Below are 13732 nucleotides of genomic sequence, written 5' to 3'. Positions count from 1 at the left end.
TTCATCGGATTCAAGATCATTCAAAACATAGAAGTAACGTCCTCCAAGAAGTAGAACAATTCTGGGATTGCCGATTAGGTTAAAATCATATAAAACGGTTACAAAATCCGGAATCTCACGAAAAGCTGGCCATTGATTGCGCGGATAGGATATTGAGGTGAACCAGTAATGTTACCAAGCGGAGCTGAAATGTTAATTCCTGTTTGAAAACGTCCGGTTTCATACGAAAGCCCTGCTTTAAAATAGAAAATATTCTGATGCAGATAGCGTCCGATCTGTTCTGAACCTTTCAATGTGACCAATTTCGGATGTAACGGTTCACCCCTATCATTAAAAATCTGCTCTTGCACCAATGCTCCATAAATGCGGCTATAAGCAACACCCGCCCCGATTTTAAAGTGATTTACAAACTCATACTGATATTGCAAAGCCAGATTAATGCCCGCCGTTTTCACCAAAGTTGTCCTGAGCGAAACCAACGAAGAATCTGGCACCGAAAGGGAATCCGGGTCCTGAGCCAGCTTCCCATTATTGCCAAAATAGGGCTGATAACCGGAGAGGCTTAATGTTAGAGCATGCTTTTCATGGAAAGATTTAGTCGCATAAATGCCCGGGATTAGCAACAATGCTGGTTTTTTAATGCTATCAATGTCCGTAAAGAGATAATCGGTTTGCTTCAATGGCGAATTTAAACTCCATTCAAGTCCTACTTCGAAGGACTTTTTGCGTGGTTCTTTCGGAATGTTCTTTGTAATGACTTTACTGGATTGCGCGCTGACTTTTACTTTGGCTGAAAAACCGGGCTCATAGGAAGCAGGTTTAAAGGGCAAAGATTTGATTTGAAATAACGAGGCAACTTCCAAACGTTTATAGCCTTGCGTCGTGGCATTCATGTTGCCGGAATGTTTACTGGCAGCGGTTTTTGATCCATTCCTGTTTGATTCCGGGCTTGGCTTGGAAGCAGTCGAAATATTATCGGGCGCTTTTGTAACTACATTATTTCTACCCAAATACTTGGCTAATGTTTCCCTCCTTTCTGTTTTATAAGCTCTTTTTGTTTTTACAATTGTTTCCGTTGTTTCCCTTTTCCCAGGTTCATTGCTTTCTGGGGTTTTAACACCTGTTTTCTTTTCAACATCAGTTTCTGCTTTAACAGATCTTTCGGTTTCAACATCACCTTTGGTTTCAACATCTGTTTCCTTTTTAACACCTCTTTCTGATTCAACACCTCTTTCCGTTTCAATGCCTTCCACAGTTATGTCAGCTTTTCCAACTTTTTCTACTGCCCTATTGTGCTGATCCACACCAGAAATGGCCTTTCCGGCTGACTTTTCATTTTTAATAGAAACTTCTTTTTTATTGTTCTTCAAAAACAAAACCACTCCAACGCTAACAATCCCAACCAGGATCAGCATTGAAAGCAGCTTGAATGTGCTCCCCCAAAAAATTTGCTGCAATTTTCCGGCAGCCGGAGTTGCAGGAAGCATATCGCTCATTTTCCCCCACGCATCGTCGGTCGGAATTTCCGGATCCGGCAACTTTTCGGAGAAAAATTTGTCGATATTTTTGTTCTTATTTTTCACATTAAAAGATCTTTTCAAAAATTACTTTTAGCTTTTTGCGGCCTTCACTCAAATGCCATTTCACAGTGCCGTCGGAAATATCCAGCGACTCCCCGATCTCTTTAATGCTAAACCCATCCACATAAAACAATCCGCAAACCCGGCGAGTGGCCAGAGGTAACGCATTCAGATAAACGATGACATCCGATGCGCTCAGTTTATCGAACGGATTTTCAGCGGATTCGAAACCCATTTTATCATCAATTTCGTCGTAATCAAATTGCTGTGTTTTCTGATCCCTTAGCTGTGTAAGGGCTGCATTTCTGACTGTGGTGTAAAGCCAGCTGAAGAATGCTCCTTTTTGATCGTCGAACTGATCTATATTTTTAAAAACCTTCAACATTCCATTATTAACGGCTGTCAGGATCTCGTGTTTGTCGTCGAAAAATTTGCGGCACAATGCAAAAAGCACAGGATAAAACTGGCGGTACAGCTTCTCCTGGGCTTGGCGCTCCTGACGCCTGCAACCCGCTAATATTTCTTCTAAATGATCCAATCCGGAATGTTAGGAACCGCCAGGCTTAATATTCCCGGCGGTTAAAAATTCGTAATCGCTTTCCCTGAATTATATTGATTTCTTTGTAAAAATAATCCCGCTTTCATAAGGCCAGGTGATCGCATATCCAGTCCCGGACTTTTTAAGCGAGCCATTATATTGCTTTCCGCTGGCAGTTATTTGAAGTTGATACGTAGAATCCGGACTAATGTTGTTTCGATTGAAGTAGATAGTCGCTTTGGAAGGAGAAGTACCGGTTTCGCAAGGCCCTAATGCCGTAATTTCCTCCAGCCTGACGTCGATCTTCCCAAAGACGTTCACTGCCGCGTACCGAATGTAGTTTTCTTTACATGAATAATGTTTTTTAGTCACAACTTCCAGCCGCAGGTAAGCCAGCGAATCCGCCAGGATTGCCGGGGTGATCAAAAACTCATCCCCTGCTTTTATGGGCTGCCGGCTCACCGTGTCAACATTAGGCAGGCTGTCGGTCCAGTCAACCAACGTATCAGGTTTATAAATGCTGTCTGGGGGCAGGGAATCTCCCGGATATTGACCGAGAGAATCAGCGGCTTCTCTAAGCGAATTAGGTCCCGGATCATTGATTTTACCTCGCTCGCAGGCGGCAAGTTGGATCAGTCCAAGGAAAATGGCGAAAATAATCAGCTTTTCTACTTTCATGACTTTGTAGTTTAAATGATAAATGACAAGTGGTTTGCAGCCTGTCAATAAAATAAACTACGCGGGTTTGCCCAAAGGTTGGGTAACCAATCAAAATCTTATACTCAGCCCGCCGTTGACCATTCCTTTGAAACCATATCCCAGCTCAACAAAACCTGCTACGCCTTTTCCAACGCGCACACCGATGGGTGAGTAATGTAGTGTTGGCAGGATCTGGGTTTCATCGGAAATTCCGTCATAAGCCTTTTTTGAGGAAGCAAAAAAACCGCCAGCCATTGAAGCGTACAAATTAACTTTGGGCCTTTTCAGGTAAAAGAAATTACTTTCAACAGCGAACGAGACTGTTTTAGGGCGAGGATCATAATCAGACCAATTTAAAAATCTGGTTTCATGGGCAGCCGCGTTGTATGCGACGCTCGCTCCCAATGCGAATCGCTCGGTAAGATGATATTTGTACGTCAAAGCGAATGCCCTGTCGTCAAAATTTTTCTCCGGTAGCCGGCCAGCCATTGTTAACAAGGCGGTCATGAAAAACTCTGAAAGGATGTCTTCTGTTGGCATAATGCCGAAACTCATAGCAAGCTCACTTTTTCCTTTATCCTGTGCAATGCATGGAATAATGGTGCAACTCAAAAATGCGATTTGTAAAATTAGCGTTCTCATGGTCAGGTTTTGTTTAAGGATGAAAAGGGCAATCGGATCATCGTTTATGTCCTGATCAAAGTAACTTGAATGATATTAATTTATATCTTGTCCTGCGACACAGTTATACGTTGTTCTACGACAAGATTTTCATGAAAACCGGAGAAGAAATAAAGCCCCTGGACCGCATACTCGAGGCCTCGCAATTCATGGTGTCCGAAGAAGTGAAGGAACGTTTCACTAAAAATCTGAAACGTTTTATCATTCCCAAAGGGCGGATTCTGGTGGATCTCGGACAGGTCAGCCCAAATCTTTACCTGATCGAAAAAGGGGTTATGCGCACATATTATCTGCGCGGTTCCGAGGACATTACTTCTCTGCTCGTTTCAGATGGCGACATTGTTTGCATTGCCGAGAGTTTTTTGTTACAAAAACTATCAAATGAAGTGCTGGAAACGCTGGAAGATACGATCGTATATGCCATAGGGTACGACGCCTACAGGAAGCTTGTGGAAGAGGATGCGTATATGGCAGGCCTGGCTGTAAAATTGCTCGAACAGCATTTAATTAATTTCACAGACCGGGTAAAAGTTTTTAAATATCTGTCTGTTGAACAGCGCATTGAACATTATGTAAATCAGCCTTCGTCCTTATTCCGGCGTATTCCCGATCATTATATTGCCACCTATCTAGGCACAACTCCGGCAACATTCAGCCGGTGCCTTAAGAGCATTAATTTTGATAAAAGCCGTTGACATGATGTGATAACAGGTTACATTTAAATTAAAATACAATTAAAAAAAGCCGTAACCAATCCTGCGATCAATTACGGCTTTTTTAATATAATAACTTGAAAAATAGACAGGTTATTTTATCCTTCCTGCTCAACAGCTTTTGGCTTACGGCCACGAGGCTTTCCGGTGTAAGCCGGCTTTGGTTCAGAACTTGCCAATGCCAATTCGTAACCTACAACGCCATCTTCATAATTGAATGGCGTGGCTGTAAATGTGTATTTTGTTGTGTCAAAAGCTACGCCTCCCTGCTTCAAAATAATAGCCAAAGGAATTACATATCCTCTGCCACTTTTTACCAATTCGAATGTATCTGTATTTTCGGTAGAAGGGATCAGATATACAGTATTGATCTTTCTTTTTCCCTGATCCGTTCCGATTTTGAAGCGTGTAGAATCAGCTTCTATTCCCAATTCTTCAAGAGCAGCAACCGGAAGAACGATCTTACCTGTTGCAGAAATGTAGCCGGCCGGTTTAGCCTTTGATTTGGTCACCTCACCTTTTGGAAGATTTTCCTGAGGTGAAAAAAACTTAATTGATTTAGCTTTCATAAAATTATGAATTAAAATTAGCAGTTATGTCGGGCGAAATTAATCATAATAACTTCTATAAAAAATTCAGGCTATATAAACCTCCAGATTTCACCTGCATCAATATCAACCCAATTAATTAATCCTTGATATAAATAACCGATAATATCAATTAAGTAACCGAAAATTACGCAATGGCTTTATTTCCTTCTTTTAAATTTAGGAGGCTGAACGTAAAGCTCAATGGTGCCTGCAAATCCCGAAGTTTGTACAGGAACAGCACCTTCAATTAATCGGTTGGAAATGTTTTGTCGATAACCTGCAAACAGCTCAACCCCGGCATAATTGCCGATCTTGCGGTTATACGACATGCCTAAATCAATGTCTACACGACGGCAAACGCCCAATGCATCGCTATTGAACTCATGCAGATAATAGGTCCGGCTCACCGCTTCCGATTTCAGGTAAATGATATCAGAAGGCGAAAGGTTTTTCCTGAAAGCGATCTTTTTGGGAAGCATCATTTCCAGTCCGGAATTGTCAGAAAAATTGTAGTTAAAAATAAATACAGGAAGCACCGTAACCCTGAAACTCTTGTTCATCATGACACCAAATCCAACTTCTTTATTAGCGCTTTTCTTACGCAGGAACGAAGCGGATAATGTATAGTTAATAGGAATTTCCGACCAGAACAATCGCCCGAAATCACCGCTTTTATTCATATGCGAAGTAAAAATAAACCAAGAACTGCTATCCAGTTTGACAACAGAATTAAGGTCCAGCGCAAATGTCCGCAGGTTCCAGCCTTCCATATGGCTTATCGGATTTTCACCCGTACTTTTAAATTCAAGCTGTTCTGTGCGGTAATTGGGGCCAAGCAGCACAGCCATTTTTTTATTATGAACGAGCGGGACCCAGGCACGCATGAAGTATTCTTCCTGCGAAAATCTTTTGGTATCCGTTCCATTAAAACGATACGTTTTGCCCGGCGCATGCGTATTTCGGATCGTCAACCATTTCGACGGCGCCATTCCTTCAAGTCCGGGTTTAAGCGACTGGCACATGGCGTGCGCGCTCAGCAATGTGAGTATAACAAAAAATGGCCGGGAACCGCGAAACTGCATAAAATACTAGTTATGAGCTGGTAACGAAAATGGATTTCCAATAAGTTCCGTTGCAAGATCGCGGTTAGTTCCCTTACCTGATATCCTCGTATTTCCCCTGATTTAAGTCTCCGGTTTCAAAACCTTTTTTAAACCAATACATTCTTTGTTTTGAACTTCCATGCGTAAACGCATCGGGAACCACATAACCCTGCGATTCCTTCTGAAGCTTATCGTCCCCGATCGCATTGGCTGCGGTTAATGCTGCTTCCAGGTCGCCCGGTTCGAGGATCTTCTCCATTTGTTGTGCATGATTGGCCCAAACACCTGCAAAGAAATCCGCCTGAAGCTCTAATTTCACTGACAGCTTATTGTATTCTTCTTTACTGATCCTACCGCGCTGTTCCTGAAGCTGGCTTGAAACTCCCATCAAATTCTGCACATGGTGTCCTACTTCGTGGGCCACAACATAGGCCACGGCGAAGTCTCCCGGTGCTTTAAACCTGTCGCGCAATTCGTTACAAAAATCAAGATCAATGTATACTTTCTGATCGGCAGGGCAGTAAAACGGCCCCATAGCAGAAGATGCGCCGCCGCACGCGCTTTGGGTTGCATCTTCGAACATTTGCAGGGTTGGCTGCTCGTATTGCGCATCATTTGCTTTGTAAATTTCACCCCAAACATCTTCTGTACTACCCAGAACAGCAGAGACGAAATCGGCAGTTTTATCATCCGGAAGTGGTCCGGGTGGACGTGTCTGAGCGGGTTGCTGGGTTTCCGTCCCTTGCAGGTTCCCTAAAATTTCGCCAGGATCCTGACCGGTTAAGAGTCCAATTGCCAGCACAATGATCATTCCGATCCCGCCGATCGCAACTTTTCCGCCACCGGACATTCCACGGCGGTCTTCAACATTTCCACTTCTTCGTAAATCCTGCCAACGCATATTTTCAGATGTTTAGATGCTATCAAGTCAATAAAAACCATGCCAATATACGTCAGTGATAATTATTGCATAAGTTTAGCACATAAAACAAATAAGCCGACAATGAACCAGGAAATCAATCACCCATTACCCAAAGCTTACACCGCAATCGACAATGCCACAAAAGCATCCGGCTTCACCATGGCATCCGACATTCAGACTTGTTCTTTGCTCAAAACCTTAGCAGCGTCAAAACCAGCGGGCAAATTCCTGGAACTCGGCACAGGCACCGGATTATCCACCGCCTGGATCCTCGACGGCATGGACGCTGCCTCTACCTTAGTTTCGATTGACAATGAAGCCGGATTTCTGGCCATTGCCCAGGATCATCTGGGCGCAGATCCCAGGCTTACCTTAACATTAAGCGACGGCGGCGAATGGGTTGAAAACAACCTCACACAAAAATACGACTACATTTTCGCCGACACCTGGCACGGCAAATACCTGATGCTCGACGAAGTGCTGGACATGCTAAACAAAGGCGGCTACTACATCATCGACGACATGCTCCCCCAACCCAACTGGCCCGAAGGCCACGATCTAAAAGCCATCAAACTGATCGAAGACCTCGAGAAAAGAACAGACCTGGTTTTAACGAAACAGGTTTGGGCAACGGGGATTGTGATTGCGGTGAAGATATAAAAAATGTATATCCCCGGTTCTGGGGTGTTTCGGAACCGGGGATATGCACTGAATGTTGTATTTTATTTTTTGATCATGTGAAAGGATTTATTCCCAAGCTTAATCAAATAACCGCCGGGCGTTAATCGACTCACATCGACACTTTTGATACCCTTTTCATTCTTATGAGACATTATTTCTTTTCCTGAAACATCGTAGATTACAACTTCAGTATTTGGGATTTCAGATTCAATGTTCAACGTGGTCGACACCGGATTTGGGAATACTTTTGTCTGCTTTCCTTCAACCGTGACAGCTTTGATAGAACTGTACGCAAAAGTTTTATCACGGTCCACCATTTTCATACGATAGTAGTTCAAACCAATCTGAGGTTTGAAATCCACGAAGCTGTATGTATTCGGTTTCTTGCTGTCACCAGCAGAATAGACCATTCCGATTTGCTCCCATTCTTTACCATCTTCGCTGCGTTGCAGCTCAAAATAGTCGCTGTTCACTTCCGTCGCCGTTTCCCAGGTCAGATTCACCTGCTTCTCAACAGCTTTCGCATCAAACCGGATTAATTCCACCGGCAAAACACTCGGATCTGCAAGAATAGAAGAATTTTCATATCGCCACGGCCCATACACCTGACCGGTAATCGCCAATACCGGACTGAATTTAACACGTGCTCTTATTTTATTCAAGAAGGCCGTTTTAGTCACCAGACTTTTAAGCTCTGTTGCTGCTGTCGCCTGCAAATCCGTTAAATTTCCCTGACCGGTGAATTGCGTACTGTTCGTGATCGGGCTGGCATGTGAGAAAGTCTCTCCCTGCCCAATAATCTCCCAAACCAACTTTCCCTTATTTCGACCGAGGAATGATTTCGCAAATAACCCCAAACCAAAATCGTCTTTCCCGAGATTGTCTTTATTAAGGTTAGTGGTCAGGTCGCTGTTGTATAATTTGAGGTTTGCTATCGCTAAACCGTAGTTGAAGTTGGTGCCGATGCCAGGCCCGTTTCCATGATAAACAAAACCACGACCAGCAGCATTAAACTTTGGAGCCCCAACAATAACATCTTCAAAACCGTCGCCGTTTACGTCACCCGCACCAGACAGCGAATAGCCAAACTGCACGCCCGGCTCATCTACCTCAATCATCGCTGCTGGACTTGTAACAAGACCAGTTTCAGATCCATGGTATACAAATACGGCACCTTCCTTGCTTTGGCCCGAAGTATATCCACTTGCTCCAACCAAAACGTCCTTGTAGCCATCTCCATTTACATCAGCTGCACTCACTGACGATCCCATTAACGCGTCTGTTTGATTGCCTTCCAGAATTATTGGATTAAGGGTTTTTATTCCAGTTGCATCTCCATAGAATATTGCGGCCGCACCTTCATTACTTTGTCCATTATTAAAATATAATGAGCCAATTACTACATCCGCGAAGCCGTCCCCATTGATATCTCCCGCACCGGCAACATCCCAACCCGTCCAAGATTTAGTTTTGTTATTAAGCTCCAATAAAGTTGGTGCCGATTGAAGTCCATAAAGGTTGCCATAATAAACAAAGGCAGCTCCTTCCTCAGGCGTATTAGGATTGTTACTAAATTTATATGCACCGACAACCACATCATCGTAACCATCACCATTAATGTCGCCTGCAGAAGAAACCGAGTTACCCATTTCTTCGCCGGTCTGATTTCCTTCGAAAACCACCCCGGGCCCACTTTTGATGCCATTTTTTGACCCGTAAGAGATCAAAAAGGCTCCTTCATTAAATTGAACGCCATCATCATAAAATGGTACACCTACAATTACATCATCAAAACCATCTGCATTTACATCACCCGCACTACTAACAGACTTTCCAGCATGAGCACTTGCCTTTGGAAGATAAACCACATTCGTAATTGCGAGAGACAACCCTGATGGTGATCCATAATAAACGAAACCAGCACCGGTATCACTAAGCCCGGCCATGTTGTATTGATGGGCACCAATGATTACATCGTCATATCCATCTGCATTCACATCACCTGCAGCCGCAACAGAATAACCAAAATTTGCCAAAGCCTGACCCATGGATACGATCAACATTGTACCTAAGTCCACGCCATTTTCGTCTGAATAATAGACAAATGCCGCACCTTCATCGTTAGCACTATTACCATATAAAGGAGCTCCAACGATGACATCGTCAAATCCATCACCATTCACGTCCCCGGCCTTAGAGACTGAAAAACCCATATCCGCACCAGCATTGAGTATTACCATGCTGGCATTTACCTCCAAACTCGCAGATGAACCATGAAATACCAGTGCAATTCCATCATCAGTTACATTCTTGTCATATAATGGCGCTCCAACGATGACATCGCTAAATCCATCGCCATTTACATCACCTGCACTAGCAACCGAATTTCCCAGTTCTGCGCCGGCCTGGCTGCTACTAATAATAGATTTTAGATTCAAATTTTCAGAAAACGAACCGAAATACACGATGGCGCGGCCTTCTTTTAGGTTTGCACCATTATCTCTTAACGGCTCACCCACAATTACATCGCTAAATCCATCACCATTCACATCTCCGGCGCATGCAACTGATCTGCCAAATGCCCCACCTGACTGACCGCCCTCAATTAGCACCTTTGCTGTTTTTGAAATTCCTAATCCTCCAAATGATGCCATATAAACACTTACTGCTCCTTCTCCATTCTGCCCATTGGTGTAATTAGGTGATCCAATGATCACATCGCTATATCCATCACCATTCAAATCACCAGCAGTGCTTACGGCATATCCGAATTGTGCGCTTTGTTGTTGCCCCAATAATATTACTGCTGGTGTAGAGGGCATTCCGGATGCTGAACCCATGTAGATGAAAGCTGCGCCAAGGTCTGTTTCAACAGCATTATCATATTTGTAAGCCCCCACAACAACATCACTAAAACCATCTCCATTGATATCTCCAGCACTCGCCACTGAGGAGCCGTAATCGGAAAGGCTTTGGTTTGATTCAAGTACATAAGATGCAAGCGAGGAGATTCCAGTTTGAGAGCCCAAATAAATGTAGGCTCCCCCCTCCCTGTTCTCACCATTACTAAATCCAGGAGCTCCTATAATGACATCACTAAAACCATCTCCATTAATGTCTCCAGCACTAGCCACAGATTTACCAAACCTTGCGATAAAAAGGTCCGACTCGATTTTAGTTCCCGTTAGATTTATTCCTGCCTGTGAACCATAAAAAATGTACGCCGCTCCTTCTTCAAAATCTTGATTAGAATAACCCCACGATCCAACCACCACGTCGCTAAATCCATCTCCATTAACGTCACCTGCCCCTGACAAAGCACTTCCAAAATATGCATCGGCTACCTTATTGTCACCAGTGACTAAAATACCATTGGTATTAAGACCGGATGAAGCTCCAAAATATATAAAAAAGGCGCCCTGATTAGGCTTGCTTGAATCGAACAATGGTGCGCCTACGATTACATCGCTGTATCCATCACCATTTACATCACCTGCACTGGCGACGGCGAATCCTGACTGAGCTTCCTGCTGTTTCCCTACCAATTGCGCATTGGCATTTGCCGGATTGCCACTCGTTACAATCGGATCGATAGTTATAGGGTAAGTTGCTGATGTCGTATTTACCGCTATTTGTACCAATCCTTCCTTATAAGAAAGTGTTGCAGGAAGTTCCTTTCCGTTTGCATCCCAGCATTTTAAGCCATCATAAGTAAGCTTTTCAACTGCGTCTTCCACGTCATTTGCTGAGTAGAATTGTAATTGATTCCTATGTAAATCTTTTACCTGCAAGCCTTCCGGCCGCAATCTTATTTCAAGGTTTTTCGTGCCCGTCGGTGCTTCACTTACAATGAAGTTCTGCCTTACACCTGCCTCGTTGTTGATATATTCCTCGGTCAGAATTCCCTGTTTTAGTTGGACCTTATTCTCAGAAATGGTTGTGGAAATGTCTGTTTTTGAGATAAATAGCTTTTCACTATCCGCGTAAACGCCCTCGGTTTTTAGTGTCAAATGGAAATTATGACCTGCTGAATCGACCCGATTTTTAACAGTAAATGTTCCCGGCTTGTAGTATGCCCGCAAGTTTTGTTTCCTGTTGGGACTTTGAGGAATTCCTGTTGCAGGATCTTTGGTAACATGGTATTCTCTGGCCGCAATGCTGCTATATATGGTTGCCAGCGCACTATCCGGAACACTCTTATTTTCAGATAGTTTTCCCGTTTTTAAGTCAGCATTACTAAAACGATTTTTTGGTAATGCTGACTTTTTAAACAAGTCTCCTTTCGTCCATTGATGTTGCAGCGTGAGGCCGCAAGCAATCAGTAACAGCATTAAGGTGCCGTACAAGTAATTTTTTTTCATTCCGCCTGATATTAAAAGTTTTAGCAAATCTGTTATCCACAAAGGCGCGAAGACCTCAGTTTGTCACAATTTTAAGATTTGCATCATTCTTTTAACATTTGATTGAATAACCGGCGGATACTGATTTTTTAGTGGTAAAACGATGGTCCTTTCATCGCAAAACCAGCACTTTCTGCTGCAACACCTTATTCCTTCCGGTAAGCCTTACTATGTAAATACCGGTGCTTGTGGCTTGAATGGGGATGCTGAAGTGGCCGGTTTTTCCGGTGATTTCCTGGGACATGTAGATCTGGCCGTTTGTACTGACGAGCTCCATTTTTTCAAAAGAATCGCTGAGGACCATGTCGATCGTGGCGTTGCTGATGAGTGAGGGCCTTACGAAATTGGCGGGTACGTCGTTTTCTGCATTTACAACGATGATTTTAGAATGCGTAAAACTGTTATCCTTATCAATCATTTTCAGCCGGTAATAATGATTTCCGGTAAAATTGACGGCGTGGGAAAATGCATATTGAGCGCCTGAAACGGAATTCTCTCCGCTTACTGTTCCTATTTTTTCAAAATGCGCTGCATTATAGCTTTGCTCTATTTCGAAATCTTTGAAATCTGTTTCGCTGGATGTTGACCACGATAATTTTACACCTTCATTGCCGCGTGTGCCTGAAAAATCGACCAACGTTACGGGCAATGCAGTGCCGGAGAAAATCCGGTAAACCGCGCTGCCTGTTACTGCATAAATTTCGCCGCGCTGATCTTCGCCGATATCCGTAATGTAGATTACCGTAGAAGTCTGGTATGTTTTAGTGTTTTCATTAGCGGAAATTTTGTGGATATCCCCGGAAAAATAGTCGGTTCCGATGTACCAGCCATACATCTGCGGGTAAAGCGACCCTCTGTAAACAACTCCTCCAATAACCGATTGCCCTCTTTCACCATTGACATAGGCATACGCAGGCGCTACATAAGGACCGCCGGTATCACAACCAGTCCTGTCGACCACGGGCGTGGCGATGTCGCCTTCAAAACAACGCCACCCAAAATTAGCATTCGCAAGCTGAGCCGGCGTTCTGTGGTTGATTTCTTCGCGGGCGCCTTGTCCCACATCGCCTATCCAGGCATCGCCGGTGAGCCTGTCGAAGCTCCATCGATATGGATTTCTTAAACCCAATGCATAAACCGCATTGCCATAAGGATTACCGTTTGGGACCGCGTATTTTACAGGATTAGTATCGGGCACATTTACATCCATTCGTAAAATTTTACCCAGGAAAACATTTGGATTTCTAGCATTCTGATTCGGATCGTTGCTTGCGCCGCCATCGCCAACCGATAAATACAAAAACCCATCCTTACCAAAATGCATTTCTCCTCCATTGTGGTTTGCGTTGGTAGGATGCGGGATTTTCAGGACTTCCAGCTTGGTGTCGGGGTTAACCACACTATTACTGGCCGGGCTGGCAGCCGTGTACCGGGCCACCACGAGATCACCCTGCGTATTGGAATAATAAGTATAAAAGTATCCGTTGGTTTCAAAGTTTGGATGAAAAGCAATGCTTAGCAAACCATCCTCACCGCCCGTACGCACAACCTGACCATTCTGGTTCATATTCAGAAAAACGGTGGGCGTAGCAGCCGGGCTTGGTGCCAGCACCTTGATAGTACCGGTGCGTTCGGCGATGAAAATGCGGTTGGAGTTGTCATCGGCATGCACAAGCTGCATGGCAGATGTCAGCCCTGTAACAACCGGAGCCTCCGTGTCAATGCCAACTTCTGGCGTTTGGGCGAATGTCAGGCTGGGACCTAGCATTCCCGGGATTGCGAGGCAAAATTTCAGAAGAGATTTAAAGTTGAAGTTTTTCATATG

The 13732-nt window shown here is 44.0% G+C and carries 11 protein-coding genes; 2 read left to right on the top strand and 9 right to left on the bottom strand.

The window, feature by feature from the left end:
* Positions 1 to 98: 98 nt before the first annotated feature.
* The 4 genes from L0659_RS16935 to L0659_RS16920 all read right to left on the bottom strand — a co-directional run bounded on the left by L0659_RS16935 (position 99) and on the right by L0659_RS16920 (position 3459).
* The gene (locus tag L0659_RS16935; RefSeq protein ID WP_235127803.1) at positions 99 to 1601 is read right to left on the bottom strand and encodes a hypothetical protein; all 1503 of its coding nucleotides are present in this window, start codon (positions 1599 to 1601) and stop codon (positions 99 to 101) included.
* Positions 1585 to 2118, bottom strand: a complete 534-nt coding sequence (locus L0659_RS16930; RefSeq protein WP_235127802.1) for an RNA polymerase sigma factor — start codon at positions 2116 to 2118, stop codon at positions 1585 to 1587. The genes L0659_RS16935 and L0659_RS16930 overlap by 17 nt, the downstream gene beginning before the upstream one ends.
* A 69-nt stretch (positions 2119 to 2187) precedes the next feature.
* Entirely contained in the window at positions 2188 to 2796 is a 609-nt protein-coding gene (locus L0659_RS16925; RefSeq protein WP_235127801.1) for a hypothetical protein, read from the bottom strand.
* A gap of 90 nt (positions 2797 to 2886) precedes the next feature.
* Positions 2887 to 3459 (bottom strand): hypothetical protein, encoded by a 573-nt coding sequence (locus tag L0659_RS16920; RefSeq protein WP_235127800.1) that lies wholly within the window; start codon positions 3457 to 3459, stop codon positions 2887 to 2889.
* Positions 3460 to 3590: 131 nt separating this feature from the next.
* Here L0659_RS16920 and L0659_RS16915 point away from each other — a divergent pair, with 131 nt between their 5' ends.
* Positions 3591 to 4193, top strand: a complete 603-nt coding sequence (locus tag L0659_RS16915) for a Crp/Fnr family transcriptional regulator (protein ID WP_235127799.1) — start codon at positions 3591 to 3593, stop codon at positions 4191 to 4193.
* A 116-nt stretch (positions 4194 to 4309) separates the two neighbouring features.
* On the opposite strand, the gene L0659_RS16910 is transcribed toward L0659_RS16915, so the two are convergent.
* The 3 genes from L0659_RS16910 to L0659_RS16900 form a co-directional block, all read right to left on the bottom strand.
* The gene (locus tag L0659_RS16910; RefSeq protein ID WP_235127798.1) at positions 4310 to 4780 is read right to left on the bottom strand and encodes a hypothetical protein; all 471 of its coding nucleotides are present in this window, start codon (positions 4778 to 4780) and stop codon (positions 4310 to 4312) included.
* 179 nt (positions 4781 to 4959) lie between these two features.
* Positions 4960 to 5883, bottom strand: a complete 924-nt coding sequence (locus L0659_RS16905; protein WP_235127797.1) for a DUF6268 family outer membrane beta-barrel protein — start codon at positions 5881 to 5883, stop codon at positions 4960 to 4962.
* A 73-nt stretch (positions 5884 to 5956) separates the two neighbouring features.
* On the bottom strand, positions 5957 to 6805 hold the full coding sequence (locus L0659_RS16900) for a neutral zinc metallopeptidase (RefSeq protein ID WP_235127796.1): 849 nt from the start codon (positions 6803 to 6805) through the stop codon (positions 5957 to 5959).
* Between the two features lie 102 nt (positions 6806 to 6907).
* On the opposite strand from L0659_RS16900, the gene L0659_RS16895 reads away from it, so the two are divergent.
* The gene (locus L0659_RS16895; RefSeq protein ID WP_235127795.1) at positions 6908 to 7486 is read left to right on the top strand and encodes an O-methyltransferase; all 579 of its coding nucleotides are present in this window, start codon (positions 6908 to 6910) and stop codon (positions 7484 to 7486) included.
* 62 nt (positions 7487 to 7548) lie between these two features.
* Here L0659_RS16895 and L0659_RS16890 read toward each other — a convergent pair whose 3' ends face one another.
* The gene (locus L0659_RS16890; RefSeq protein ID WP_235127794.1) at positions 7549 to 11868 is read right to left on the bottom strand and encodes an FG-GAP-like repeat-containing protein; all 4320 of its coding nucleotides are present in this window, start codon (positions 11866 to 11868) and stop codon (positions 7549 to 7551) included.
* Positions 11869 to 12019: 151 nt separating this feature from the next.
* Positions 12020 to 13729: a PQQ-dependent sugar dehydrogenase gene (locus L0659_RS16885; protein ID WP_235127793.1), complete on the bottom strand. Its 1710-nt coding sequence runs from the start codon at positions 13727 to 13729 to the stop codon at positions 12020 to 12022.
* Between the last annotated feature and the right edge of the window lie 3 nt (positions 13730 to 13732).

Source organism: Dyadobacter sp. CY347, assembly GCF_021502655.1.
In the GTDB taxonomy this organism is placed as follows: Bacteria; Bacteroidota; Bacteroidia; order Cytophagales; family Spirosomataceae; genus Dyadobacter.
Note: the sequence above shows the minus strand (reverse complement) of the source record. Positions and strands in the feature narration are given on the sequence as shown.

Coding starts and splice junctions, on each gene's coding strand:
- L0659_RS16925 (WP_235127801.1), bottom strand. CDS start 2,796: ATGAAAGTAGAAAAGCTGATTATTTTCGCCATTTTCCTTGGACTGATC.
- L0659_RS16920 (WP_235127800.1), bottom strand. CDS start 3,459: ATGAGAACGCTAATTTTACAAATCGCATTTTTGAGTTGCACCATTATT.
- L0659_RS16915 (WP_235127799.1), top strand. CDS start 3,591: ATGAAAACCGGAGAAGAAATAAAGCCCCTGGACCGCATACTCGAGGCC.
- L0659_RS16910 (WP_235127798.1), bottom strand. CDS start 4,780: ATGAAAGCTAAATCAATTAAGTTTTTTTCACCTCAGGAAAATCTTCCA.
- L0659_RS16905 (WP_235127797.1), bottom strand. CDS start 5,883: ATGCAGTTTCGCGGTTCCCGGCCATTTTTTGTTATACTCACATTGCTG.
- L0659_RS16900 (WP_235127796.1), bottom strand. CDS start 6,805: ATGCGTTGGCAGGATTTACGAAGAAGTGGAAATGTTGAAGACCGCCGT.
- L0659_RS16895 (WP_235127795.1), top strand. CDS start 6,908: ATGAACCAGGAAATCAATCACCCATTACCCAAAGCTTACACCGCAATC.
- L0659_RS16890 (WP_235127794.1), bottom strand. CDS start 11,868: ATGAAAAAAAATTACTTGTACGGCACCTTAATGCTGTTACTGATTGCT.
- L0659_RS16885 (WP_235127793.1), bottom strand. CDS start 13,729: ATGAAAAACTTCAACTTTAAATCTCTTCTGAAATTTTGCCTCGCAATC.